Raw genomic sequence first — 23,599 nt, forward strand, 5'->3', positions numbered from 1 at the left:
ATGCAGTTTTTACATGCGCATCTTTTAAGCGTGGTGATCTTTTTCCCCATGCTGAGCGCACTATTAGCGTTCTTTATGAGCGATCAAGCGAGTAGGGCGTATGCGATTGTCATCGCTTTGATTGAATTGTTATTGGTCTTGTTGTTGTGGCATGGGTTTGATGTTCAAACAGCGGGCATGCAGTTTGAAGAAATGAAGGAATTGATCTATCAAATTGGCGTGAATTACCATGTGGGCGTTGATGGCATCGCGCTCTTTTTGTTGCTCTTAAACGCTATTGTGGTGTTATTGTGCGTGATTTATGTCAAAGAGCATCGTAAAGACTTTGCGATCTGTCTTTTGTTGTTAGAGGGGATTTTGATGGGCGTGTTTTCTTCTCTTAATATGATCTTTTTCTACGCTTTTTGGGAAATCTCGCTCTTGCCGGTTTTATACCTCATCGGTCGTTTTGGCCGTAACCATAAAATCTATTCTGGCATGAAGTTTTTCCTCTACACCTTTTTAGCGTCATTATGCATGCTCTTAGGCATTTTATACATTGGGCATGACTATGCGAATAATTACGGCATGATGGGTTTTGATATTTTAGACTGGTATCAATTGAACTTTTCTAGCGGGGTTAAAACCTGGCTCTTTGTGGCTTTCTTAATAGGGATTGCGGTTAAAATCCCGCTCTTTCCCTTGCACACATGGCTGCCTTATGCGTATTCTAACGCTCCTACTTTAGGCTCTGTCATGCTTTCAGCCTTGCTTTCTAAAATGGGGACTTACGCCCTATTACGATTCTTGCTCCCGCTTTTTCCTGAGCTTTCAGAAATCTATTTAACCCCCATAGCCATTGTGGCGCTATGCATGATCATTTATGGAGGTTTTCTAGCCTACGCTCAAAAAGATTTAAAAACCCTCATCGCTTATAGCTCGTTCTCGCACATGGGAGTCGTGGTGCTTGGGGTTTTTTCTTTCAATGTTGAGGGGATTTCAGGGGCGGTGTTTATGATGTTTGCGCATGGCGTTATTGTCATGGGATTATTTTTGCTCGCTGGTATCCTAGAAGAGCGCGCCAGCAGTTTAGAAATCGCTCGCTTTGGATCAATCGCTAAAAGCGCTCCCATTTTTGCAGCCTTTTTTATGATCGTTTTGATGGCGAATGTGGGCATGCCCTTAAGCATTGGCTTTGTGGGCGAGTTTTTAAGCTTATTAGGGTTTTTTGCCACTTACCCTCTTTTAGCTATCATTGCCGGAACAAGCATCATTCTCTCAGCGATTTACATGCTCACTTCATATAAAGATGTCTTCTTTGGCAATTTGAAAGCCGGAAGCAATCAAATAAGCGTGTTTGAAGATTTGAACGCTCGTGAGGTAGGGGTTTTAAGCGTGATTTTAGCTTTGATTTTAATTTTAGGGATTTATCCTAAAGTGCTTTTAAAACCGATTGAGCAAGGCTCTAGGCAGCTTTTAGAGGTGATAGAAATCCGCTCGCTCCCTTTTTTAGGTTCATTGGATACTAAGATAAAAGAGGTTTCTTATGTTAATAGATAGTTTCCACATCTCTTTTGACAGCTTTAATTTTGAGAGCATTTTACCCATGCTGGTGTTGGTGTGTGGGGGGATTTTCACGCTCTTAATCAACGCTTTCACTTCCAGGTTTTCACGCAACTTGAATGTGTTTTTATGCATGCTCTTTTTGGTTTTGGATTTTTTGGTGGTTTTAGGATTAGAAGAGCAAGAAAACGCCTTTTTTGGGTTTTTGAGCTTGGATACTCTCTCGCTCGTTTCTCAAAGCATTGTCTTGATTTCAGCCTTCTTGCTCATTTTCTTAGCCCTTTCAAAAGAGCGCTTCAACGAATTTCAGACCGCTGAATTTTATTCCCTATACTTGTTTATTGTCGCTGGCTTTCAATTCATGGTTTCAAGCAACCATTTATTACTAATCCTTATTGGGCTAGAAACAGCGTCCTTACCCCTTTGTGTGTTAATGGCGTTGAGCGATAAACGCTACGGATTAGAAGCAGGGATCAAATATTTCACTATGGGGGCGATGGCGAGCGCATTTTTTGCTATGGGGGCGATGGCTTTCTATCTCCTCACAGGGAGCTTGAATCTTGAAGTCATTACCCTATACTTACACACTGAAGGTATCACAAACCCCATGCTCTTTGCGATGGGCGCTATCTTTTTGATTGGAGCGATTGGCTTTAAGGTTTCTTTAGTGCCTTTCCATACCTGGATGCCGGATGTGTATGAGGGCAATAACCCGGTCTTTGCGAGCTATATTTCCATTGTGCCTAAAATCGCTGGCTTTGTGGTAGCGACTCGCCTTTTTGGGGCGTTTATAGACACTCGCACCGCTTGGGTAGAAGACATTTTTTACGCCCTCATTCTTATGACTATCACCATCCCTAATTTCCTTGCTTTATGGCAAGAAGATGTCAAAAGAATGCTCGCTTATAGCTCCATTTCGCATTCTGGATTCGCTTTAGCGTGCGTGTTTATCCACACTCAAGACAGCCAACAAGCGATGTTTGTTTATTGGTTCATGTTCGCCTTCACTTACATTGGGGCTTTTGGCCTTTTATGGCTCTTAAAAAGCCGGGAAAAAACATGGGATGAACGCTACGATCACCCCTATTCCAAATTCAACGGCCTTATCAAAACCCACCCCTTAGTGGCGATCTTGGGCGCTATTTTTGTTTTTGGGCTTGCAGGGATCCCGCCTTTTAGCGTGTTTTGGGGGAAATTTTTGGCCGTTGAAAGCGCTTTAGAGAGCAATCACATTCTTTTAGCGGTGGTGATGTTAGTTAATAGCGCAGTGGCTGCGTTTTATTATTTCCGTTGGCTCGTGGCGATGTTTTTCAATAAGCCCTTACAAACCCAAAGCTACGCTCAAAACGATATTTACACCCAAAACGCTACCATGCCCATTTATGCGGTCGTTATTGCCATGGCGTTAGCGTGCTTGTTCTCTGTTTTTATGATGCGAGGGCTTTTAGAGTTTGTGGCTTAAGTCAAAAATCTTTCTTTTAATGGGTGTGAGTTTGCTCTCCCATTCTCTCAACGCTTTAAGCCTCACGCTCACGCAAGGCAAGGAAGGGGGGGAGGATTTTTCTGTTTTAACCTTACGACACAACAAAGCGTTTTCTTGTTTTTATACTAATGAAAAACCACCAAGCGGGATTGAAGCCTCTTTATCCATTATACGCGCTAAACGCCCCATAGAATGCGTGATAGACTCTATCCCTAAGGAGGGTTTTACCCCTTTAGAAAACGCTTTTTTCCATATCACCTATTCTATGCGCCAACAACAATTCATTTTACACATCAAACCCAAAGTGATGCGAAGGCTCACCCTTTTTTCTTTTGACAGGGATTATAAAAAAGCGATCCCCCTTTTTGTGGAAAACGATCCTAAAGCCAAAATGTGGCAAATCATAGGCTATGATCAAAATATCCCTTTTTTGAGCGAAAAAAACAACGCTCAAAAAGGCTTGAATTTCCCCATTGTCATTAAAGACGCTCAAACCCCTATCATTCAAGAGCTAGATGTGAATAACAAACCCCTACTCACCACAAAGGGCTATGATCTAAACGCCTATTTAGAGGCTAAAAAACAAATCAATTCGCAAGCCTATTTTGACGCTTTACGAACGATTAGCCGCGCGTTTAAAAACTACCCTCAAACGATTTTTAAAAAAGATTTGTATTTATTAGAAATTATCGCATTAGGCCAATTAGGCATTAAAAAATCCTTACTCATAGACATTGGCACCAAGTGGATTAAAAATTACCCGACTGATCCCAGTATCCCTGAAGTGTTATACTATGTCGCCAAAGCTTTAGACGAAAACAACAATTACAAACAGGCCATGCGCTATTACAAACGCATTCTTTTAGAATACAAGAACTCGCGCTACGCTCCTTTAGCCCAAATGCGTTTAGCCATTGAAGCGGCTGAAGGCTCTGATTTGAGCAACGCTAGCATGCTTTTTAAAGAAGCTTTTTCTAACGCCAAAGACAAAGAGAGTGCGAGTGAAATCGCTCTTAATTGGGCTGAAGCAGAGATAAACTATCAAAACTTTAATAACGCTAAATACCTCATTGATAAGGTGGTTCAATCCAACCCTGATTATATTTCTATGCATAGCGAATCAGCCCTAGACTTGCTCAAATTATTGAAAAAAAACCAGATGAATGAAAGCGCGATTGAGATCGCTCACTTGCTCCTCAATCAAGACGATGATGCGAAAGCTAAAGAGCAAGCGCTTTATGATTTAGGGGCGTTGTATGCAAGGATCAAGGACTTTAAAAACGCCCACCTTTACAATCTGCAATATTTGCAAGATCATGCGGAATTGGATAAAGCTTCTGTCGTTAGAGCGCGCGATGAAAAAGCCCTTTTTTCAATGGAGGGGAACACGCAAGAAAAAATCGCCCGCTATGACAAAATCATTCAAAGTTTCCCTAATTCTAATGAAGCCCTAAAGGCTTTAGAATTGAAAGCCCAACTATTGTTTGAAAACAAGCGTTATGCTGAAGTTTTAGGCATGCAAAAAAATTTGCCTAAAGATTCCCCTTTGATTCAAAAAACGCTCAATATCCTTGCTAAAACCCCACTAGAGGACAATCGTTGTAAAGAAGCCTTAAAATATTTATCCCAGATCACAGCCTTTGCATTCAGCCCCAAAGAAGAAATCCAAGCCTTTGATTGCTTGTATTTCGCATCGCTCAAAGAAAAAGCGCAAATCATTGCCCTAAACGCTTTAAAAGCGGCTAAAACCCCTAGTGAGAAATTGGTATGGCTTTATCGTTTGGGGCGCAATTACTACCGCTTAGGGGATTTTAAAAATTCCACTCTGGCCTCTAAAGACGCTTTAACTCTCGCTCAAAACTTGAATAAAAAAGAATTTTACGATATTGCTTTTGTTTTATTTTCAGATTACATGCAAAACAATGAAAAAGAATTGGCCCTCCATTTGTATGCGTTTTTAGAAAAGCATTTCAAAGACGATAAACGCATGGCGTTGGTTTATTTTAAATTGCTAGAAAATGAAAAAGACCCTAAAAGCGTCAAAATTTATGCCACAAGCCTACTCAAACTCCAAGACGCTTATAAGGACTATTCTTACACGCCCTTTAGCGAATTTGCCCTCATTGACGCTTACAGAACCACCAAAGACTATTTAAAAGCGCTAGAAACGCTAGACAAACTTTTAAACCGCAGGCTTTCTTTAGAAGATCGCCAAAAAGCCTTATACTTGCAATCGGGCTTACTGGATCTAACCAATCAAAAAGCAAAATCTAGAGCCAGTTTAGAAAAATGCGTTCAGTTAAAGCAAAAAGATCAAACAAACGCATGGCAAAATTTATGCGAACAGGGTTTAAATTTATTCAAAAACAAGGAGTCATAACATGGACATTAGCATTTTTAGAGAATATGATATTAGAGGCATTTACCCCACCACTTTAGATGAAAAGAGCACCTTTAGTATCGGCGTGGAGTTAGGGAAAATCATGCGAGAATACGATAAAAGCGTGTTTGTAGGGCATGACGCAAGGGTGCATGGGCGATCGCTTTTTGAAGCTTTGAGCGCCGGGTTACAATCAAGCGGCTTGAAAGTGTATGATTTAGGGCTAATCCCCACACCGGTAGCGTATTTTGCGGCCTTTAATGAAATAGACAACATCCAATGCCCCAATTCCATCATGATCACTGGCTCTCACAACCCCAAAGAATACAACGGCTTTAAAATCACGCTCAATCAAAACCCGTTTTATGGCAAGGACATTCAAGCTTTAAAAGACACGCTTTTAAACGCCAAGCATGAAATAAAACCCCTAAAAGAAACACCAAAGAAAGCCAATGCCCTAGAAGCGTATCAGCGCTATTTGATCAAGGATTTTGAGCATTTAAAAAACCTTAAATACAAGATCGCCCTGGATTTTGGTAATGGCGTGGGAGCGTTAGGCTTAGAGCCTATTTTAAAGGCTTTAAGCATTGATTTTAGCAGCCTTTATAGCGATCCTGATGGGAATTTCCCTAACCACCACCCAGACCCTAGCGAAGCGAAAAACTTAAAAGATTTAGAAAAACACATGCAAGAAAACGCTATTTCTATAGGCTTTGCTTTTGATGGCGATGCGGACAGGATTGCGATGTTAAGCTCTCATCATGTTTATGCGGGCGATGAATTAGCGATTTTATTCGCTAAACGCTTGCATGCTCAAGGCATCACCCCCTTTGTGATCGGCGAAGTCAAATGCTCTCAAGTGATGTATAACACGATTAATGCTTTTGGTAAGACGCTCATGTATAAAACCGGGCATAGCAATTTAAAAATCAAACTCAAAGAAACCCATGCACATTTTGCGGCTGAAATGAGCGGGCATATCTTTTTTAAAGAGCGCTATTTTGGCTATGATGACGCTCTTTATGCATGCTTAAGGGCTTTAGAATTATTGCTTGAACAAACCCCAAGCGATTTGGAAAACACCATTAAAAACCTCCCCTATTCCTACACCACGCCTGAAGAAAAAATCGCCGTGAGCGAAGAAGAAAAATTTGAAATCATTCATAACCTGCAAGAAGCGCTTAAAAACCCACCAAGCCATTTCCCTAAAATCAAAGAAATAATCAGCATTGATGGCGTGAGAGTGGTTTTTGAACATGGTTTTGGGCTTATTCGCGCAAGCAACACCACTCCGTATTTAGTCAGCCGCTTTGAAGGCAAGGATGAAACAACGGCGTTAGAGTATAAAAGAGCGTTACTTGGGCTATTAGAAAAACTTTAAAATAGAGCTTGGGATAATCTTATTTTATATCCCTTACTCTTAAAAATATTAGATCAATCAAACAAGTTACTTTAAAACCACACATAAAATCATAAGATCTCAAATTTTTTGCACTATTTAAGCTAAGCCTAAGCCTATTATAATGAAATCAATTTGAAATAAAACTTAAATTAAAGGGGTGTTTATGGAAGAGGAGTTTGTTTTGGGACTTATGGGTAGTATATCGGGCGATCAAATAAGAGATTATCTTAAGATCTGCGATAGGATTCGGAGTCAAGGTTCTTTTCACGATGCCACTCTATCAACAAGAATGCACACACTGCATTTTCACTTAGAGTATTCACGATTTGATTTTGTCCCTCAAGACCTAAAAACTTATCTCATAGATACAATGAGAAAAAATGGCTTTGAATGTCTTGGCGATTCTTCTTTTCACCAAAAAGGCTTCGACGCTAATAACTATCATTATCTCAAAAAGTGCTTCAGCGACTTGATGGACAGCAGAGAGATAAGAGAGACTGACTTGAGTCTCTCTTGGCAGAATAAGACTTATTGAGTTCTTTTCAAAAGGAGCGAGCATGAAATTTTTAGCTAAATGGTATTTATTGTTTTTTATAGCATTAAGTAGCTTGGTCTTTGTGGGTTGTGGCGATCCAAATCCACAAAGTCGCGTGGGTCGCTGGGCTCATGAGCTTGAACGAGACTACGGATTCTCACATGGGACTGCTGTATTTATTGCTAGCGTTGTGTTTGTATTAATGTTATATGTTATTGCGAAGAATAGGAAAAGGTAATAGAATGGGGTTTTTTTCTTTTGCGGTTGTGATCGTAGTGGCTTTTATATGTCATATTATTTATGATTATGAAAATAGAGAAAAATAATAGAGTGGGGTTTTCTTCTTTGGCGGTTGCGGTCGTGTTGGTTTCTTCTTGTTTAGGCAAAAGCGCATTGTTTTGACGCTCTATTTCGGTTTTTTCTAAACTCTGGTTTTTATTGAATGGAAAATTTGTTTGATCCTGTTTAACAAGCCCGATCATAAGAACTTTTGATACACCAACACCACCGATTTGGGTGTAGAGCTAAGGCTAAAAAAACTATCTGTAGCTTCATTGAGCGAACCAGAAAAGAGCGTTTTTAAACGCAAGTTTTTTAAGGGGTATTTGAGATTTTTGGAAGTGAATTGGGCGTTAAAATCCAGGCTAAAAAGCGAGATTTGTTCCCCTTTAAAACTGGGCAAAGTAAAAGGGGTTTCTAGCGCCCTAAAAAGACCATAATCGCTTACGGCTTGGTATATGAAAATTAGCCTTTTTTATTATCAAAATACCCGCAATTTTAAGCCGCTATCAACCAATACTACAAGGTTGCCTTTATATTGTTGTTAGGTTTATGGCGGTATTTTCTACGCTAACGCCATAATAAGGCACGTGCAATAAAGCCTGATGATTTTTAGCCTTTTGAAACAATAAAAGCCTAAAAGCCTTTAAGAGATCATTTCTCCTATAAACCCTTTAATTTTTTCCAGCATGGCGTTTTCATCGTTCAAATTTTCTTCTATGATTTTGACTAACGCTGAGCCGCAAATCACGCCATCAGCGCCCATGCCTTTAGCGTTTTTGATGTGTTCTTTTTTAGAAATGCCAAAGCCCAATAAGGCGGGGGTAGGACTAAAGGTTTTTAAGGTTTTAATAATAGCGCTCGCGTCATTTTCTAAAATACGGCTCACTCCTGTAACCCCACTCCTAGCCAGAGTGTAGATATAGCCCTGCGAATGCATAGCGGCTTGTTCTAAATCTTTATTACTCGCATTGGGACTGGCGATAAAGATTTGTTTAATCTGGTGTTTTTGAGCGGATTTTAGGACTAATTCTTTTTCTATTAGGGGCATGTCCGCTATTAAAACGCTATCCACGCCGCATTCTTTGATTTGGGCGTAAAAATTATCCACGCCATAAGAAAAAATGAGATTCGCATACGCTAAAAGCCCTATGGGAATGTGGGGATTGTAATCTCTGATCGCCCTTAAAAGCTGGAAATTTTTAGCCATGCTAGCGTGTTTTAACGCTCTTAAATGGCTCGCTTGTATGGTAACGCCATCCGCTACCGGATCAGAGAAAGCAAACCCCAATTCTAAAGCGCTCACCCCGCTAGCAATTAAAGTTTTAACGATTTCAAAACTCAATGCATAATTAGGATCGCCCAAGGTTACAAATGGGATAAACGCCATTTTTTCTTGTTTTTTTAAGGTTTCAAACATGTTTTTATACCTCATTTTAAACCTCCTTTTAAAGCGTTATAAACGGTGCTTAAATCCTTATCCCCCCGACCGCTTAAATTCACTACAATGATGCTTTCTTCTTCGCATTTTTGAGCGAGTTTTAAGGCATACACTAAGGCGTGTGAGCTTTCTAGCGCTGGGATAATGCCTTCTTTTTGGCACAACAAACTAAAGGCTTCTAGCGCTTCAAAATCGCTTGCGCTTTCATAAATCGCGCGAGCGCTCTCTTTTAAATAGCTGTGTTCTGGCCCCACTCCTGGATAATCAAGCCCGGCGCTAATGCTATGGCTTTCTATAATCTGGCCTTCATCATCTTGTAAAAGATAGGTTTTATTCCCATGCAAAATCCCCACACGCCCCTTATTCAAAGTCGCCCCATGCTTATTGGTTTCTAGCCCTAAACCCGCCGGCTCTACGCCTATGAGTTTAACCTCTTTATCGTTTAAAAACGCGCTAAATATTCCTATAGCGTTAGACCCCCCTCCAACGCATGCGATAACATAATCAGGCAAGCGGTTTTCTTTTTCTAAAATTTGGCTTTTAACCTCATCGCCTATCATTTTTTGAAAGGTTTTAACCATTGTGGGGTAAGGGTGTGGCCCGGCGGCTGTGCCTAGCAAATAATGCGTGTCCTTGTAACTGCTCGCCCAATCCCTTAAGGCTTCATTCACAGCGTCTTTAAGCGTCGCGCTCCCTGAATTAACCTCTCTGACTTCAGCGCCTAATAAACGCATTCTAAAAACATTCATTTCCTGGCGCTTGATGTCTTTAGCCCCCATAAAAATCACGCATTTTAAACCCAACAACGCGCAAGCGATAGCCGTCGCCACGCCATGCTGCCCAGCGCCTGTTTCAGCAATAATCCTTGTTTTACCCATTTTTTTCGCTAAAAGGGCTTGCCCTAAGGCTTGATTAGTCTTGTGCGCCCCACCATGGATTAAATCTTCTCGTTTTAGATAAAGCTTAACTTTAGGGTTAGAAACGATATTTTGACACAAGGTTAAGGGGCTAGGACGGCCCACAAAATCTTTTAAGAGATGGAAATATTCTTTTTGGAATTCCTCATCTTTCAAACACGCATCAAACGCCTGTTCTAACTCTCTTAATGCAGGCACTAACAATTCTGAAACAAAACTCCCTCCAAACTCCCCAAAATACGCTTTTTTATTCATCTTAATACTCTCTTAAAATTCGGGCTAATCGCTTGATTTTATCCTTATTTTTAATCCCGGGGCTTGTTTCTAAACCTGAATTGAAATCCAAACCCAACGCTTTAACTTTCAAGGCTTTTTGAATATTATCCAAATTAAGCCCGCCAGCTAACATGAAAGGCGTTTTGACATTTTCTAAAATACCCCAATCAAAACTCACGCCATTGCCTCCCATTTTATCCCCCTTAGTGTCGTATAAGATTAGAGAGGCTTCTTTAACTTTAGGCGCTAAATCGTTAGTATTCATCACGCTCCCTACTTGCCAAATCGCGCAAGTTTTAGGGAGCGATTTTTTTAATTGAGCGATTTCTTGTTGCGAATAGCCATAAAGCTGCACCGCTTTTAAATCAAGCTTTTTAGCGATTTTTTGAATTTTTTTAATCCTATCTTTCACAAACACGCCCACAAAATCCAATTTTTTAACCGCTTTTGTGATTTTTAGGGCTTTTTTAGGCTTGATGTATCTGGGCGAAGATTTTTCAAAAATCAAACCTCCATAAATAAAATGGTTTTTATAAACGGCTTTAGCGTCTTTAATCCTTGTAAGCCCGCACACTTTATTTTCGCCTAAAATCAATTTAATACACGCTTTTTTCAAATCCTTTTCTTTCATTAAAGAGCTGCCCACTAAAAAGCCATTCACATAAGGGGCTAGGGCTTTGATTTGTGCATGCGAATAAATACCGGACTCGCTGATAATGAGCGCGTCTTTAGGCAAAAGGGGGCGTAATTTGAGCGTGTGGTTAATATCGGTTGTCAGGGTGTGTAAATCCCTGTTATTGATGCCGATAATGTCGTATTGGAGTTTGAGCAAGCGCTTGATTTCGTGCTGGTTAGAAACTTCAGTCAGCACGCTCATGTTTAAGGATTTAGCGAGATTGAAAAGCTCTAAATAATTTTTATCATCTAATACGCTTAACATTAAAAGCACCGCATTAGCTCCCATCATTCTAGCGAGTTTGATTTGAAAAGCATCAACGATAAAATCTTTGCATAAAATGGGCTTAATGGAATGTTGCGAAACAATCTTAATGTTTTCATAAGAGCCTAAAAAATATTTAGAATCGGCTAAAACTGAAATGCAAGAGGCGAATTTTTCATAAGTCTTGGCTATTTTCAACAGATCAAAATCTTTTCTGATTAAACCTTTAGAGGGCGATGCTTTTTTGCATTCTAAAATAAAGCTGGTCTTTTTTTCTAGTAACGCCTTTTTAAAATCCCTATCGCTTGGGTTTATATTTGTCGGTAAAGCGTGATTTTTTTTGAGCATAGAAACTTCTAGGAGCTTGTCTTTAAGGATGTTTTCTAACACGCTAGGCATGGCTTAATCTTATGATTTTTTGCAAATGCGTATAGGGCGCTTTGGTTTTTAAATGCTCTAAAGTCATGCTCACGCCCTCTTTTAAATCTTTAGCCTTGTGGCTTAAATACAACAAACTCGCCACATTCGCCACAACCACCATTGTATGCGAATCCTTGCCTTTGTTTTCTAAAATATCTAAACACGCTTGAATGCTTTCTTGTGCGTTTTCAATCTGTAATTCTTTCAAATCATAGGGGGGCAAATCAAAATCTTTAGCGCTCAAGTCATACTCTAAAATTCCGTTATTTTTCAATTCACACGCATGCGTAGTATCGTGCAACACGATTTCATCCGTCCCCCCTCCATTAACCACCATCGCCCTTTTAACGCCTAAAGCCTTTAACGCTAGTGCCATAGTCTTGCACAAGGATTTTTCATACACGCCTAAAAGCTGGATTTTGGGCCTTAAGGGGTTGATTAAAGGCCCTAAGCAATTAAAAATCGTTTTAGTGAAAAGCTCTTTTCTTAAAGGGGCGGATTTTTTAAAACTTTGATGGTATAAAGGCGCGAATAAAAACCCAAAATGCGTTTGTTTGAAACAATTCTCTAATTGCGTGGGATTCATTTCAATGTTCACGCCTAAATTTTCCAACAAATCCGCGCTCCCGCTATGACTAGAAACGCTCCTTGATCCGTGTTTGGCCATAGATAATCCCATAGAGCTGGCAATGAGTGCAGCAATCGTGCTGATGTTAATCGTTTTTAACCCATCGCCCCCTGTGCCGCAATTGTCTATTAAATCCAAGCCGCTATCAAAAGGCTTAGGGGCATGCTCTAAAAGCGTGGTTGCAGCAACGCTAATCTCCTTAAAGCTCTCGCCCTTGATTTTTAAAGCGCACAAAATCGCCCCAAGTTGCGCCGGGCTTACTTTTTCGTTGATAATAAGGGTGAATAATTTTTTAACTTCTCCATCGTTTAAGTCTTTTTGATGGTATAGAGCGTTTAAAATCTCTTTCATGATAACCCTTCTAAAAACCCCACGCTTTGCTCTAACAACGCCCTCCCTTGTAAAGTCATGATGCTTTCAGGGTGGAATTGATAGGCTAAAATCTTGTCTTCTTCATTGATAATAGCCATAGGGATATTGTCATGCTCAGCGATCACTTCTAAATTTTTAGGCAATCCGCTTGCCATTAAAGAATGGTAACGCCCCACCACCATGCTCTCCCCTAAGCCTTTAAAAACGGCATGCTTTTTGAGCGCAATAGTCGTCGCTTTGCCATGCACGATTTCTTTACTCCTTATGATTTTAGCCCCATAGCTTTGCGCTAAAGCTTGTAAGCCCAAACAAACCCCTAAAATGGGGAATTTCTTTTTAGCCATTTCAATGATTTTTAAAAGATTGCCTGAACTGCTAGGGTTACCAGGTCCGGGTGAAATGAACAATAAAGGCGTTTTTGATTCTTCATTCATTAAGCCTATAAGATAACTCGGATCAATATCGTTTTGATAAACAGCCACTTCATAACCCAAACACTCTAATTCATACACCAAGTTATAAGAGAAAGAATCAAAATTATCTATAAAAAAGATTTTCATAAGCTTGTTTTCCTGATCGCATCAATAAGGGCTTGCGCTTTGGCTCTTGTTTCATTCGCTTCGTTTTGTGGCACGCTGTCTAGCACAATACCGGCTCCTGCTTGGATCACGGCCCTATTGTTTTTGACAAAACATGAACGGATAGTGATGCAAGAATCCATAGAACCCTCGCTATTTAAATACCCCACACTCCCCCCATAAGAGCCTCTCCTTTGGTTTTCCAATTGGTAAATGAGCCTGATCGCAGAAATTTTAGGCGCCCCACTAAGCGTGCCGGCGTTCATAAAGCTCCTGTAAGCATGCAAACTATCGCACCCTTTTTTCAATTCCCCAACAACCCTTGAGACTAAATGCATGACATTGGAATACTTATCCACTTTTAAAAGCTTATCGCAATAGCGTTTTTTTGAAACTCTGGCCATGTCGTTTCTGGCCAAATCCACTAGCATGATGTGTTCAGCCCTTTCTTTATAATCGTGTTGCAAATCAAATTCCATTTTACTGTCTAAATCGTAATCAATATTCCCTTGTTTGTCCTTACCCCTTAAACGAGTGCCAGCAATGGGATAAATTTCAGCCGTATTGGTTAAAGCGTTGTATTTTAAAGCGCTCTCAGGGCTTGCCCCAAAAAGAACAAAATCGCTGTCTTTGATATAGAACATATAGGGGCTAGGATTAGTTAGCTTTAAATGGTAATACGCGCTCAAACCCTCCAAGCACTCCATGTAAAAGCTGCGCGACAACACCGCTTGAAAAATCTCGCCTTTTTTGATTTCTTCTTGTAAGGATAGCGCCTTTTTTTCAAACTCGCTATCGCTGCAATTAGCGCTAACTTCTCTACTTTGCTTGGATTTTTTAGGGATAAAATCGCTTTTGATGTTTTTAGCCAACTCTTTTAAATCCTGTAATTCTTGGGCTATCTCTGTTTTAAAGCGCTCATCAAAACACGCCCCCAAGATTTCAGCGCTTTTTTCTTTATGATCTATGATGATCAAATTTTGCGCGACGAAAAAAATAAAGTCATACGCTGTGTTGTCTTGCGCTTTTAAGTGGGGCAAGTCTTCAAAAAAATTGAGCATTTCAAAAGAAAAAACGCCCGCGCTTAAAAGCGTAAAGGGGTGTTTGGGTTTTGTTTTAACGCTTTTAAAAATCCCCCTTAAAGCGTCAAAAGGGCTAGGCTCGAAGAGTTTTAAAAACTCATCTTGCGTTTTTTTATTTTTGGTGTAGGTTAAAATTAGGGCATTGTCTTGTATAGGCGTTTTAAAAAACGCGCTCAATTTTTGCAAAAACGCCCCGCCATTAGGCGTTAGGCTAGTGATAGTTACGATATTGTGGTTGCAAATTAGCTTCAAACAGGCTTTAGCCATTAAAAGGGATTTGGTGTGCGCTTTGCTCTCAATCTCAGCGCTTTCAAAAAGCAAGGTGTGCTGTTGCTCTAATTTTTCATAAAGAGCTAGGGGATAGGGAATGTAAGAGGCTTTTTCTACTAGACTGATCATCAATTTCTTCACGCTAAAAATAAACCGGTATTCTACAAGAAATAGATAAATGGGCAATAAATTAATAACCTTATAGAGCTTATAAGGGCTAATCTAACTTAAACTCAATTGGATTTTTCAAGGCTCAATTTATGAGAGAATGAGAAATTTTAACTAGGAATGCGAAAAACCACTTTAATCAGATTAAACTTTTGAGCGTTGTTAAGGTTATTTGTGTGGTGCTTGTTGCCGTTATCTTTCTTGTGTGTGGCAAGAAAGATTTGGTGCGATAAATTCAAGGATGGTTTCACCCTCTTTTTCAATGTCAATCAAACCCATATCGTTTGAGCCATTAGGCGGAGTGATGCCTAAAAAACGCTCATTGAAAGGCCGCCATCTGGCAATAGAGGCGCTGAGTTCGTTAGGATAAAACCCGATAGATTGGTTGTCAAATAAAGCGTTCACATGCAAAGGGCCTGAAGCGTTCCCGATATAAACGGACAAATTCGCGCACAATTTGGCTAAATCCACTAAACTATGGCTCGTATCATAGAGGTGAGCGAAAGGGACTTTTTCAAGGAGTTTTTCTGTGGCTTTTCTTTCGCCTGGCCCGCAAATAAGGATGATCTCGCAACTCAAATTTTTGTGTAAAAAATCAATCAGTTTGATAAAGTGTGGAGCGGGCAATACGGGCGAACTGCCTCCGCTATGCATATGCACGCCGATCCACAATAAACCAACATCAGCGTTGAGTTTTGAAGCGATAACCAATCGCTCTTTGGATTTGTCTTTAAGCTCCCATGCGATTTTCTTAAGTGGAGCGTTAGGGAGATTATGATCTTTACAAAATACATGGATGAGATCCAAATTGTATTCGTATTCGGTTTTTAGGCATAGCGATCGGCTTTGGCGCACGCTCTTTTGATACAGCCAAGAATAGATTTTAGTCTTTGGGGCTAGAATATAAGGAATGGACTTCCTCAAACTAAAAGCGAGTCTGGCGTTTTTAAAATTAGAAAATAAAAAAATAAGAGCGTCAATGGATTTGCGCTTAAGAGTGGTGGCTAAATGGTTATCTTCTATAATGACTTCATCAATAAAAGGGAATTCTAAGGCTATTGGGGTGGTATAGCTAGGAATAACCACACCTAAATACACTTCTTTGCCTTTTTCTAAAAAAGCTTGCTTTAGAGCGATTAAAGCGGGTATGGCTAAAATAAAATCGCCTAACTTATCGTTACGGATCACAAAAACTTTTTGAGAGTTTTCCTTATCTTTGCATTTTAAATCTTCAAACCCTACAAAATCCATAGCTCCGCCTAAGAGATCAAATTTTTATCATGTTAGCAAAAATCGTTCTTATGCGATGGATAAATTTTATTTTTTATTCTGCCATGCCTTTATGGGCTCATCTTCCCATGTGCCATAAAGAGAGTTGGGTAAAATGATCCACTCTGTGCCAAATTTTTGAGCGTTTTGCAAGACTTTAGCTCGTTGTTCTTGGCTGTTTTTAGCGTCTTTAGCAAAAAGTGCGTCAAAATCATGCAAAGTATCGCCCACTTGTAAAACAATCTCATAATCCTTAGCGACTAACTCTCGCCTAACGGCTTTAGGCTTGCCTTTTTCTTTTAATAAAACGGATTCTTCACTCACTTGGGGGAGTTTAAAACTTTTGAGCGTTTTTAAGGTGAATGCCTTATTTTTTTGCGTGCGGTTAGAAATGTAAAAGATCTTAACGCCCTTAGAATTAGCGTATTCCAAAAAGTCTAGCGCTCCAGGAATGAGCGTGAGAGAGCCTTCTTTTTCAAATTTATCCCAAGTTTCTGGGGTGTATTTAATGCAATTTTTGACCAAATAGCCCGCATAATCAAAAGTGTTTAAAACGGTTTCATCTAAATCCAAAATGACGGCTGGCTTTTTGTCTTTAACGAGCTTGAGATTATTGTCTAGCGCCATTTTCGCCATTTTGTAACTTTGCAATTGCAAGGCCCTGATCTCAGCGCTTTGCTGATGATACTTAGCGCTTCTTGTTATGGGCGAAACGCACTCTTTGGCATTTAAAACACTCATCAAACTCAATCCTAATAAAACTGATGCAAAGGTCTTTTTTATCATAACAACACCTACCTAATGGGGATTTTTTGTATTATACCTTAAAACAGATGGTTAGGAGTATTTTTACCATTAACCGAATTGTTGTATAGTTGGCGTTTTTAATTCAAAATGAAGTGAGGAAACAATGAAAAAAGCGTTAATATCCGCTCTTTTTGGTGTTAGTTTGGTGTTTGCAAAACCTTATACGATTGATAAGGCAAACTCTAGCGTGTGGTTTGAGGTCAAACACTTCAAATTCAATGAAACAAGAGGCGTGTTTGATAGTTTTGATGGCAAAATTGATGCCGATCCTAATACCAAAGCTCTCAATGTTTTTGAAGGCAAAATTGATATTAAAAGCATCAACACTAGGAACAAAAAAAGAGACGACCACCTAAAAACAGCAGAGTTTTTTGATGCGTTAAAATACCCAAAAGGGAGTTTTAAAATGACAAAATACGAAGATGGTAAAATCCATGGGGATTTGACCCTTCATGGCGTAACCAAACCTGTCGTATTGGAAGCCAAAATCCAAGCCCCCTTGCAAAACCCCATGAATAAAAAAGAATTCATGGTGTTACAAGCTGAAGGCAAAATCAACCGCAAGGATTTTGGTATCGGTAAAACATTTAACGATGCTGTCGTTGGGGATGAGGTAAAGATTGAAATCAAACTAGAAGCTTACGCTCAATAAACTTTTTTTGCAAGAAACAATTTTTTGTTTCTTGCAGCTTTCTTTTCTTAATAGTCTTTTTTCTGCCCAATACCTCTAAAACATCAAAGCCTTTAGTAGCGTTTTTACCCAATCGCTTAAAAAATTGAACGCCTATTTTGAATATATTAGACGCTTTTTTATTTTTATGCTAAACTATTTGAAGTTTCAGCCGATATGACTTAATACAGAGATTAAACCAATCATAAATAGTAAGGTTGATTCCATCTCGCTCTGTAGTAGGTTTGAAACCATGCATCTAAGATTGACTCCTATCTTGTAAGTGCCATACTGCAAGTTCCCATAATAAAAACTTCTAAAAATAAAAACCTGCAGAGCGAGATGGAATCAATCTTTTTATGGTTACAAATGATAGCCAGTCTTAAACAACATAAAGGCAATACAAGCCTTGCAATACCATTAATCGCTATTCAAAATCACAGATATTTTAATACAGCGTTCAACTTTTGAAAGCAAGATCCTACCCACCAACCTTTTTAAAAACAAATTTTTATACCATATCACAAGTTTTCGTGTTAGAATGCGTTGAATGGATTTTAGGAGTGTAAAAATGCAAGTTTCACAATATCTGTATCAAAACGCGCAATCTATTTGGGGGGATTGTATTTCCCATCCGTTTGTTCAAGGCATAGGGCATGGGACTTTAGAAAGAGATAAATTTCGTTTTTATATCATTCAGGATTATTTGTTTCTTTTAGAATACGCTAAGGTGTTTGCTTTAGGCGTAATTAAAGCTTATGATGAAATTGTGATGAGAGAGTTTTCTAACGCTATACAAGATATTTTGAATAACGAGATGAGTATCCATAACCATTACATTAGAGAACTTCAAATCACTCAAATAGAATTGCAAAACGCGCACCCCACCCTAGCGAATAAATCCTATACAAGCTACATGCTCGCTGAAGGGATTAAGGGCTCTATTAAAGAAGTTACGGCGGCTGTTTTGGCTTGTGGCTGGAGCTATTTAGTGATCGCTCAAAATTTAAGCCAAATCCCAAACGCTTTAGAACATGCCTTTTATGGGCATTGGATTAAGGGCTATAGTTCCAAAGAATTTCAAGCGTGTGTGTCGTGGAATATTAATTTGCTTGATTCTCTCACTCACGCTTCTTCAAAACAAGAAATTGAGAAGTTAAAGGACATTTTTATCACTACAAGTAAATATGAATACATGTTTTGGGATATGGCGTATCAAAAAAACTAATTCTCATTGATTCATGTTACAATCAAACTAAAGGGGTGCTTTTTAAAAACGCTCATTTTTAAAAGGCTGAGATCAAACCCGTAGAACTTGTCAAGGTAATTCTTGCGTAAGGAAATAGCATGTTAATAACCACCCAACTATCCAAACGATTTTACGCCACACTCATTCTTGCTTGCGTGTTTTTGATCACCACTAATATTCTTGTCAAAGGCTCGTTTATCAATCTTTTAGCAGGGCTTAGTGGGGTTTTGTATGCGTTTTTTGCCGGAGAAAGGCAAACGATTTGCTTTGTGTTTGGTCTTGTGTATAATTTGAGTTACGCTTATGTCGCTTATCAGTGGAAATTAAACGCTGATGTGATTTTATGCCTTTTTTTGTATATGCCGGTAACGATTTATGGGCTATTCGCATGGAAAAAGACACAGCAGCATGAAGGCGCTATTAAGGCTCAAAAACTTTCCAAAAATTGGCGTTTTGCGCTTATTTTAGGCATAGGGGTTTTAACTTATGTGAGCGCTTTGTTTTTTAAAGAGATTAAAACGAATTTTTTATGGGCAGAGAGTTTTAATTTCGTCATCTTTATTGTTGCTTTTATTTTGCAGGTTTTGCGCTATGTGGAGAATTATGCGCTAGTAACTTTGGGGAATATCGTGTCTATTGTCGTGTGGTTTTGTATTTTTCAAATTTCTACAGAGAGCTTGGTGCAACTCTTCACAACGATTTTATACCTTTTTATTGGCATGTATTATTTTAAGCGCTGGAACAAGTCATGCAAGCAGTGATTTTAGCGAATGGGGAGTTTCCTAAATCCCAAAAATGCTTAGACATTTTAAAAAACGCTCCCTTTTTAATCGCATGCGATGGGGCTGTTGCTTCATTGCATGCGCTTCAATTCAAACCCAGCGTTGTTATAGGCGATCTAGATAGCATTGATTCGCATTTGAAAGCCTTGTATCACCCTATATGCGTGAGCGAACAAAACAGCAACGATTTATCCAAAGCCTTTTTTTATGCTTTGAATAAGGGCTGTGATGATTTTATTTTTTTAGGGTTGAATGGCAAGCGAGAAGACCACGCTTTGGCGAACACTTTTTTATTGTTGGAGTATTTTAAGTTTTGCAAAAAAATCCAAGCCGTAAGCGATTATGGTCTTTTTAGGGCGCTAGAAACCCCTTTTACTTTGCCCAGTTTTAAAGGGGAGCAAATCTCGCTTTTTAGCTTGGATTTTGATGCCCAATTCACTTCCAAAAATCTCAAATACCCCTTAAAAAACTTGCGTTTAAAAACGCTCTTTTCTGGCTCGCTCAATGAAGCTACAGATAGTTTTTTTAGCCTTAGCTCTACACCCAAATCGGTGGTGTTGGTGTATCAAAAGTTCTTATGATCGGGTTTTATTAGGCGAATTTTTGTCTGTATATTGCGCCAAGTTAAGGAGCATTTGAGAGAGTGGGCATAGAGGGTTCATCATTTTTTAACAAAACCATCACAAAGCGGCCAAATCAACCCATATCGGCTAAAATCCAAAGCGGTTTAGTATAAAGGAATAACCACTAGCATGTCTAAAAACACAATCCATCTGGCTCAATCTCTATAGTAGTTGGATTTCTTAAGATCATCAAACCAATTAGAAATCCCAATAAAAATGCAAGAAATACCGCTCAATTAAAGGGTGAGATAGAAGCGAGTTTTGAATTTATTTTAATTTTTTAAAAAATGGGGTTTTAGTTACTTGATTTTTGCAGTTTGAAGGTTATCGCTCAACTAACGCCAAGTTCTTTTATATTTTGATTACAGAAAACGCTTTTTAGCATTTTTTAAATTTTACAATCAATAAAACAAGACCAAAGCTTTTAAGTGCTTCTTTTGAAAAGATGGAATCAAAGCGATAATTACCAACCAAGACTAAAATCTTGGCTAGTAGCCCGTCAAATTTCACACAAATTCAATGGTGGCTAGAGTGGAAGCGTCCCCTCTTCTAAAAGTGGTGCGTTGGATCCTAGTGTATCCGCCATTCCTTTGCGCGTATTTGGGTGCGATTTCAGTTACAAGCTTGTGGGTGGCTTCTTTATTTTGCAAATACGCAAAAACATGGCGGTGCGCGTTAAAATCACCCACACGAGCCGCTGTCGTTAATTTCTCAATGTAACTGCGCAATTCCTTAGCTTTATAAATCCCTGTTTCAATTTTGTTATACTCAATCAAAGCGATCGCTAAATTCTTTAATAACGCCTTTCTGTGCGAGCTGGTTCTCCCAAGCTTGCGGTATCCGTGTTTGTGTCTCATCAGTCGTTACCTCCTTTATCTTCTAATTTTTCTAATCTTTTCTTTAAACTCTCTCTTTGTTCAGGGCTTAATTCTGTGCCTACCGGATAGCCCAAATCATTCAATTTTTCAGCGATTTCATCATAGGATTTTTTACCCATGTTTTTCACGCCTTTAAGCTCTTCTTCGCTCATCAACACGAGTTCGCCCACATACTTGATGCCGATTTTATCCAAGCAGTTAAAACACCTAGCGCTCAAATTCATGCTTTCAATCTTAGCGCTCAAATCTTTAGCGTCATCTCTTTGGGCGTAATCGCCTGAATACTCCGTATTGGCAATGGGTCTTTCGCCAAAAACGCCTAGTTGCTTGCTCATCACTTTCACCGCTGATAAAAACGCTTTATAAGGGTCAATCTGCCCGTCTGTTTCAATATCAAAAATGATTTTTTCATAGTTGGGATCGCCCTCAACCAAAACATTTTCAATCTCATAAACAACCTTTTTAATCGGCGTGAAAGAGCCGTCTAGTGGCATATAGCCCTCAGGCATCAATTCCCTTGTGTTTTCGCTTGGGACATACCCCATTCCTTTATAGATAATGAGCGAAAAATTCAATTGAGCGTCTTCGTTGATTGTGGCTAGGGGCATTTCAGGATTGACGATTTCTATATGCTCAGAATTCAAATCCCTAGCCCTAAGCTCCATAGGCCCTTTAAAAGAATAATTCACCACAACCGATTGGTTTTCTAAAGAGCTATCTTGCCCCACTAACGCCTTGGCTATAAAGCGGATATTCTTTAAATTCATGATAAAAAGCGACACATCTTCAGTAACCCCTCTTAATGAGTCAAACTCATGATGCACGCCTTCAATCTTTAAACCTACAGGAGCATATCCCACAGAGCTTAAAAGCAAAAGCCTTCTAATAGGATGAGCGAGCGTAACAGCGTAACCAAACTCAAATGGAGCCAGAGAAATCTTAACCCGATTGCCCTCTTTCTCTAACACCTTAATTTCTGATGGGATCAAAGGTGCTGTTTTGATAACTTTCATGCTCTAACCCCTTACTTAGAATACAATTCTACAATGAGTCTTTCTTCAATAGGGACAACCACTTCTTCTCTTTCAGGGTAGCGGGTGAAGATGCCGTATTTTTTATCTTTTTCCACATCAATCCATGGCACAATCCCTGTTTGAGCTGTCAATTCCATCGCGCGCACCACTTGAGGGTTGCTCTTGGTTTTTTCTTTGATCTCAATTTTTTGCCCTGAACGCACGAAATAAGAGGGAATATCCAAACGCTTACCATCCACAAGCACATGCCCATGCGTTACTAATTGCCTAGCAGAGCTTCTAGTGGTCGCAAACCCCATGCGATAGACGACATTATCCAATCTCCTCTCAATCAAGCGGATAAGGTTTTCACCCGTATTGCCGTCCAAGCGATTGGCTTCCACAAAAATACTCCTGAATTGCTTTTCAGAAATGCCATACATCATTTTAGCTTTTTGCTTTTCTTTCAATTGCAACCCGTAATCAGAAGTCTTAGCGCGTCTTTGCCCATGCTGGCCTGGCCCATAAGCCCTTTTATCTAGCGCGCTTTTCCCGCTCAATCGCCTTTCACCTTTTAAGGCTAAAGAAACCCCAAAACGCCTTTCTAGTCTTTCTACTGCACCTCTATATCTTGCCATAAAGCCTCCTTACACTCTTCTTCTTTTAGGGGGTCTGCAACCATTATGAGGGAGCGGGGTGATGTCTTTAATCCAAAGCACTTTAACGCCCTCTGTCGCGCCCACGCTCTTAATGGCGGTCTCACGCCCACTGCCTGGCCCTTGAACCTTAATGCCCACTTCTTTAACGCCATGCTCTTTAGCCTTGCTTAGAGCGCTTTCTACAGCTTGTTGGGCCGCATAAGGGGTGGATTTTTTAGAGCCTTTAAACCCTAAACCGCCCGCCGTGCTCCAGCAAATCACATTGCCCATTTCATCAGTGATAGTGATGTTGGTATTATTAAAGGTCGCTGAAATATAAACAACCCCTCTAGCAATATTCTTTTTGACTACTTTCTTTTTAGCCGTTACATTTCTCTTAGCCATTAAATCATCATCTCCTTATTCGCTACTTGCTACCCACGGTTTTTTTCTTACCCTTACGAGTCCTAGCGTTATTTTTAGTGGTTTGGCCTCTTACAGGAAGACCCTTACGGTGCCTGATCCCACGATAATTCCCTAAGTCCATTAAAGATTTAATATCCATTTGAACTTTTTTACGCAAATCGCCCTCTACTAGGTAGCTTTGCTGGATTTTTTTAGCGATGCTAGACACTTCATCTTCGCTCAATTCATGCACGCGCTTGTCAAAAGAAATGCCTACCGCTTCTAAAATCTCTCTGGAACTCTTAAGCCCAATCCCATAAATATAGGTAAGGGCATACTCTACTCTCTTCTTTTTTGGTAAATCTACACCAGCAATCCTTGCCATGCTTTATCCTTGTCTTTGTTTGTGTTTAGGGGTAGCGCAGATCACTCTAATAACGCCCCTTCTTTTAATGATTTTGCACTTATCGCACATCTTTTTCACTGATGGCCTGACTTTCATGATTTTTCTCCTTTGAAAAAATTAGGCACTACTAAAAACTTTTATACTAA

The 23,599-nt window shown here is 39.6% G+C and carries 24 protein-coding genes, 1 pseudogene and 1 riboswitch; of the genes and pseudogenes, 10 read left to right on the top strand and 15 right to left on the bottom strand.

Annotated features, from left to right (window positions below; genetic code table 11):
- The 6 genes from HPSH112_RS06295 (at window position 1) to HPSH112_RS06320 (ending at window position 7,580) form a co-directional block, all read left to right on the top strand.
- On the top strand, window positions 1-1,539 hold the full coding sequence (locus tag HPSH112_RS06295; protein WP_001160014.1) for an NADH-quinone oxidoreductase subunit M: 1,539 nt from the start codon (window positions 1-3) through the stop codon (window positions 1,537-1,539).
- Window positions 1,526-3,004: an NADH-quinone oxidoreductase subunit NuoN gene (nuoN, locus tag HPSH112_RS06300; protein ID WP_000904192.1), complete on the top strand. Its 1,479-nt coding sequence runs from the start codon at window positions 1,526-1,528 to the stop codon at window positions 3,002-3,004. Before HPSH112_RS06295 ends, nuoN begins: the two co-directional genes overlap by 14 nt.
- Entirely contained in the window at window positions 2,994-5,405 is a 2,412-nt protein-coding gene (locus HPSH112_RS06305) for a tetratricopeptide repeat protein (RefSeq protein WP_000266423.1), read from the top strand. The genes nuoN and HPSH112_RS06305 overlap by 11 nt, the downstream gene beginning before the upstream one ends.
- A 1-nt stretch (window position 5,406) precedes the next feature.
- The gene (locus HPSH112_RS06310; RefSeq protein ID WP_000355178.1) at window positions 5,407-6,786 is read left to right on the top strand and encodes a phosphomannomutase/phosphoglucomutase; all 1,380 of its coding nucleotides are present in this window, start codon (window positions 5,407-5,409) and stop codon (window positions 6,784-6,786) included.
- A 184-nt stretch (window positions 6,787-6,970) separates the two neighbouring features.
- On the top strand, window positions 6,971-7,342 hold the full coding sequence (locus HPSH112_RS06315) for a hypothetical protein (RefSeq protein ID WP_000390722.1): 372 nt from the start codon (window positions 6,971-6,973) through the stop codon (window positions 7,340-7,342).
- A gap of 22 nt (window positions 7,343-7,364) precedes the next feature.
- On the top strand, window positions 7,365-7,580 hold the full coding sequence (locus HPSH112_RS06320; protein ID WP_000669956.1) for a cytochrome c oxidase subunit II: 216 nt from the start codon (window positions 7,365-7,367) through the stop codon (window positions 7,578-7,580).
- A 240-nt stretch (window positions 7,581-7,820) separates the two neighbouring features.
- Here the strand turns inward: HPSH112_RS06320 and HPSH112_RS06330 are convergent.
- The 9 genes and pseudogenes from HPSH112_RS06330 to HPSH112_RS06370 all read right to left on the bottom strand — a co-directional run.
- Window positions 7,821-8,075, bottom strand: a pseudogene (locus HPSH112_RS06330) (thiamine diphosphokinase); the annotation flags it as partial.
- Window positions 8,076-8,267: 192 nt separating this feature from the next.
- A complete protein-coding gene (gene trpA, locus HPSH112_RS06335; RefSeq protein ID WP_001269604.1) occupies window positions 8,268-9,056 on the bottom strand; it encodes a tryptophan synthase subunit alpha in 789 nt (262 codons plus the stop codon).
- The gene (trpB, locus tag HPSH112_RS06340; RefSeq protein WP_001034228.1) at window positions 9,053-10,234 is read right to left on the bottom strand and encodes a tryptophan synthase subunit beta; all 1,182 of its coding nucleotides are present in this window, start codon (window positions 10,232-10,234) and stop codon (window positions 9,053-9,055) included. Before trpB ends, trpA begins: the two co-directional genes overlap by 4 nt.
- A 1-nt stretch (window position 10,235) precedes the next feature.
- Entirely contained in the window at window positions 10,236-11,594 is a 1,359-nt protein-coding gene (trpCF, locus tag HPSH112_RS06345) for a bifunctional indole-3-glycerol-phosphate synthase TrpC/phosphoribosylanthranilate isomerase TrpF (protein ID WP_001141464.1), read from the bottom strand.
- Window positions 11,587-12,594 (bottom strand): anthranilate phosphoribosyltransferase, encoded by a 1,008-nt coding sequence (gene trpD / locus HPSH112_RS06350; protein WP_000658947.1) that lies wholly within the window; start codon window positions 12,592-12,594, stop codon window positions 11,587-11,589. Before trpD ends, trpCF begins: the two co-directional genes overlap by 8 nt.
- Window positions 12,591-13,175 carry an aminodeoxychorismate/anthranilate synthase component II gene (locus HPSH112_RS06355; RefSeq protein ID WP_000688209.1) on the bottom strand — a complete coding sequence of 195 codons (585 nt, stop codon included), beginning with the start codon at window positions 13,173-13,175 and terminating at the stop codon, window positions 12,591-12,593. Before HPSH112_RS06355 ends, trpD begins: the two co-directional genes overlap by 4 nt.
- Complete coding sequence (gene trpE, locus HPSH112_RS06360; protein WP_014662279.1) at window positions 13,172-14,674, bottom strand: anthranilate synthase component I; 1,503 nt, start codon at window positions 14,672-14,674, stop codon at window positions 13,172-13,174. Before trpE ends, HPSH112_RS06355 begins: the two co-directional genes overlap by 4 nt.
- A 231-nt stretch (window positions 14,675-14,905) precedes the next feature.
- A complete protein-coding gene (locus HPSH112_RS06365) occupies window positions 14,906-15,964 on the bottom strand; it encodes a glycosyltransferase family 9 protein (protein ID WP_000348216.1) in 1,059 nt (352 codons plus the stop codon).
- A 66-nt stretch (window positions 15,965-16,030) separates the two neighbouring features.
- Window positions 16,031-16,768 carry a 5'-nucleotidase, lipoprotein e(P4) family gene (locus HPSH112_RS06370; protein WP_041199805.1) on the bottom strand — a complete coding sequence of 246 codons (738 nt, stop codon included), beginning with the start codon at window positions 16,766-16,768 and terminating at the stop codon, window positions 16,031-16,033.
- A 124-nt stretch (window positions 16,769-16,892) separates the two neighbouring features.
- Between HPSH112_RS06370 and HPSH112_RS06375 the strand changes: the two genes are divergently transcribed.
- From HPSH112_RS06375 to HPSH112_RS06390, 4 genes are all read left to right on the top strand, one after another.
- Window positions 16,893-17,441 carry a YceI family protein gene (locus tag HPSH112_RS06375; protein WP_000709474.1) on the top strand — a complete coding sequence of 183 codons (549 nt, stop codon included), beginning with the start codon at window positions 16,893-16,895 and terminating at the stop codon, window positions 17,439-17,441.
- A 589-nt stretch (window positions 17,442-18,030) separates the two neighbouring features.
- The gene (gene tenA, locus HPSH112_RS06380; protein ID WP_001198274.1) at window positions 18,031-18,687 is read left to right on the top strand and encodes a thiaminase II; all 657 of its coding nucleotides are present in this window, start codon (window positions 18,031-18,033) and stop codon (window positions 18,685-18,687) included.
- 21 nt (window positions 18,688-18,708) lie between these two features.
- Window positions 18,709-18,818: riboswitch (TPP riboswitch) on the top strand.
- Window positions 18,807-19,469, top strand: a complete 663-nt coding sequence (gene pnuC / locus HPSH112_RS06385) for a nicotinamide riboside transporter PnuC (RefSeq protein ID WP_000909319.1) — start codon at window positions 18,807-18,809, stop codon at window positions 19,467-19,469. Its footprint overlaps the riboswitch before it by 12 nt.
- Window positions 19,457-20,071, top strand: a complete 615-nt coding sequence (locus tag HPSH112_RS06390; protein WP_001149185.1) for a thiamine diphosphokinase — start codon at window positions 19,457-19,459, stop codon at window positions 20,069-20,071. The genes pnuC and HPSH112_RS06390 overlap by 13 nt, the downstream gene beginning before the upstream one ends.
- A gap of 548 nt (window positions 20,072-20,619) precedes the next feature.
- Here the strand turns inward: HPSH112_RS06390 and rplQ are convergent.
- Genes rplQ through rpmJ form a run of 6 tightly spaced genes read right to left on the bottom strand, consistent with a single transcriptional unit; the run spans window position 20,620 to window position 23,549 of the window.
- The gene (gene rplQ, locus HPSH112_RS06395) at window positions 20,620-20,970 is read right to left on the bottom strand and encodes a 50S ribosomal protein L17 (protein ID WP_001216127.1); all 351 of its coding nucleotides are present in this window, start codon (window positions 20,968-20,970) and stop codon (window positions 20,620-20,622) included.
- On the bottom strand, window positions 20,970-22,004 hold the full coding sequence (locus tag HPSH112_RS06400; protein ID WP_000864569.1) for a DNA-directed RNA polymerase subunit alpha: 1,035 nt from the start codon (window positions 22,002-22,004) through the stop codon (window positions 20,970-20,972). Before HPSH112_RS06400 ends, rplQ begins: the two co-directional genes overlap by 1 nt.
- 11 nt (window positions 22,005-22,015) lie before the next feature.
- Window positions 22,016-22,642 carry a 30S ribosomal protein S4 gene (rpsD, locus tag HPSH112_RS06405; protein ID WP_000135247.1) on the bottom strand — a complete coding sequence of 209 codons (627 nt, stop codon included), beginning with the start codon at window positions 22,640-22,642 and terminating at the stop codon, window positions 22,016-22,018.
- A 9-nt stretch (window positions 22,643-22,651) separates the two neighbouring features.
- Window positions 22,652-23,047, bottom strand: coding sequence for a 30S ribosomal protein S11 (gene rpsK, locus HPSH112_RS06410; protein WP_001129289.1), 396 nt, complete (start codon window positions 23,045-23,047; stop codon window positions 22,652-22,654).
- Window positions 23,048-23,069: 22 nt separating this feature from the next.
- A complete protein-coding gene (rpsM, locus tag HPSH112_RS06415; RefSeq protein ID WP_000090809.1) occupies window positions 23,070-23,432 on the bottom strand; it encodes a 30S ribosomal protein S13 in 363 nt (120 codons plus the stop codon).
- A gap of 3 nt (window positions 23,433-23,435) precedes the next feature.
- Window positions 23,436-23,549, bottom strand: coding sequence for a 50S ribosomal protein L36 (gene rpmJ, locus HPSH112_RS06420; protein ID WP_000868339.1), 114 nt, complete (start codon window positions 23,547-23,549; stop codon window positions 23,436-23,438).
- Window positions 23,550-23,599 lie beyond the last annotated feature (50 nt).

It is taken from the genome of Helicobacter pylori Shi112 (genome assembly GCF_000277405.1).
GTDB classification, from domain to species: Bacteria; Campylobacterota; Campylobacteria; order Campylobacterales; family Helicobacteraceae; genus Helicobacter; species Helicobacter pylori_C.

Bases quoted from the DNA above. Each gene is read 5' to 3' on its own strand.
- HPSH112_RS06310 (WP_000355178.1), top strand. From the start codon at position 5,407: ATGGACATTAGCATTTTTAGAGAATATGATATTAGAGGCATTTACCCC.
- HPSH112_RS06295 (WP_001160014.1), top strand. From the start codon at position 1: ATGCAGTTTTTACATGCGCATCTTTTAAGCGTGGTGATCTTTTTCCCC.
- HPSH112_RS06365 (WP_000348216.1), bottom strand. From the start codon at position 15,964: ATGGATTTTGTAGGGTTTGAAGATTTAAAATGCAAAGATAAGGAAAAC.
- tenA (WP_001198274.1), top strand. From the start codon at position 18,031: ATGCAAGTTTCACAATATCTGTATCAAAACGCGCAATCTATTTGGGGG.
- HPSH112_RS06375 (WP_000709474.1), top strand. From the start codon at position 16,893: ATGAAAAAAGCGTTAATATCCGCTCTTTTTGGTGTTAGTTTGGTGTTT.
- trpD (WP_000658947.1), bottom strand. From the start codon at position 12,594: ATGAAAGAGATTTTAAACGCTCTATACCATCAAAAAGACTTAAACGAT.
- pnuC (WP_000909319.1), top strand. From the start codon at position 18,807: ATGTTAATAACCACCCAACTATCCAAACGATTTTACGCCACACTCATT.
- nuoN (WP_000904192.1), top strand. From the start codon at position 1,526: ATGTTAATAGATAGTTTCCACATCTCTTTTGACAGCTTTAATTTTGAG.
- rpsD (WP_000135247.1), bottom strand. From the start codon at position 22,642: ATGGCAAGATATAGAGGTGCAGTAGAAAGACTAGAAAGGCGTTTTGGG.
- trpCF (WP_001141464.1), bottom strand. From the start codon at position 11,594: ATGCCTAGCGTGTTAGAAAACATCCTTAAAGACAAGCTCCTAGAAGTT.
- rpmJ (WP_000868339.1), bottom strand. From the start codon at position 23,549: ATGAAAGTCAGGCCATCAGTGAAAAAGATGTGCGATAAGTGCAAAATC.
- trpA (WP_001269604.1), bottom strand. From the start codon at position 9,056: ATGAGGTATAAAAACATGTTTGAAACCTTAAAAAAACAAGAAAAAATG.
- HPSH112_RS06370 (WP_041199805.1), bottom strand. From the start codon at position 16,768: ATGATAAAAAAGACCTTTGCATCAGTTTTATTAGGATTGAGTTTGATG.
- HPSH112_RS06400 (WP_000864569.1), bottom strand. From the start codon at position 22,004: ATGAAAGTTATCAAAACAGCACCTTTGATCCCATCAGAAATTAAGGTG.
- trpB (WP_001034228.1), bottom strand. From the start codon at position 10,234: ATGAATAAAAAAGCGTATTTTGGGGAGTTTGGAGGGAGTTTTGTTTCA.
- rplQ (WP_001216127.1), bottom strand. From the start codon at position 20,970: ATGAGACACAAACACGGATACCGCAAGCTTGGGAGAACCAGCTCGCAC.
- HPSH112_RS06315 (WP_000390722.1), top strand. From the start codon at position 6,971: ATGGAAGAGGAGTTTGTTTTGGGACTTATGGGTAGTATATCGGGCGAT.
- HPSH112_RS06355 (WP_000688209.1), bottom strand. From the start codon at position 13,175: ATGAAAATCTTTTTTATAGATAATTTTGATTCTTTCTCTTATAACTTG.
- HPSH112_RS06390 (WP_001149185.1), top strand. From the start codon at position 19,457: ATGCAAGCAGTGATTTTAGCGAATGGGGAGTTTCCTAAATCCCAAAAA.
- HPSH112_RS06320 (WP_000669956.1), top strand. From the start codon at position 7,365: ATGAAATTTTTAGCTAAATGGTATTTATTGTTTTTTATAGCATTAAGT.
- trpE (WP_014662279.1), bottom strand. From the start codon at position 14,674: ATGATCAGTCTAGTAGAAAAAGCCTCTTACATTCCCTATCCCCTAGCT.
- rpsM (WP_000090809.1), bottom strand. From the start codon at position 23,432: ATGGCAAGGATTGCTGGTGTAGATTTACCAAAAAAGAAGAGAGTAGAG.
- rpsK (WP_001129289.1), bottom strand. From the start codon at position 23,047: ATGGCTAAGAGAAATGTAACGGCTAAAAAGAAAGTAGTCAAAAAGAAT.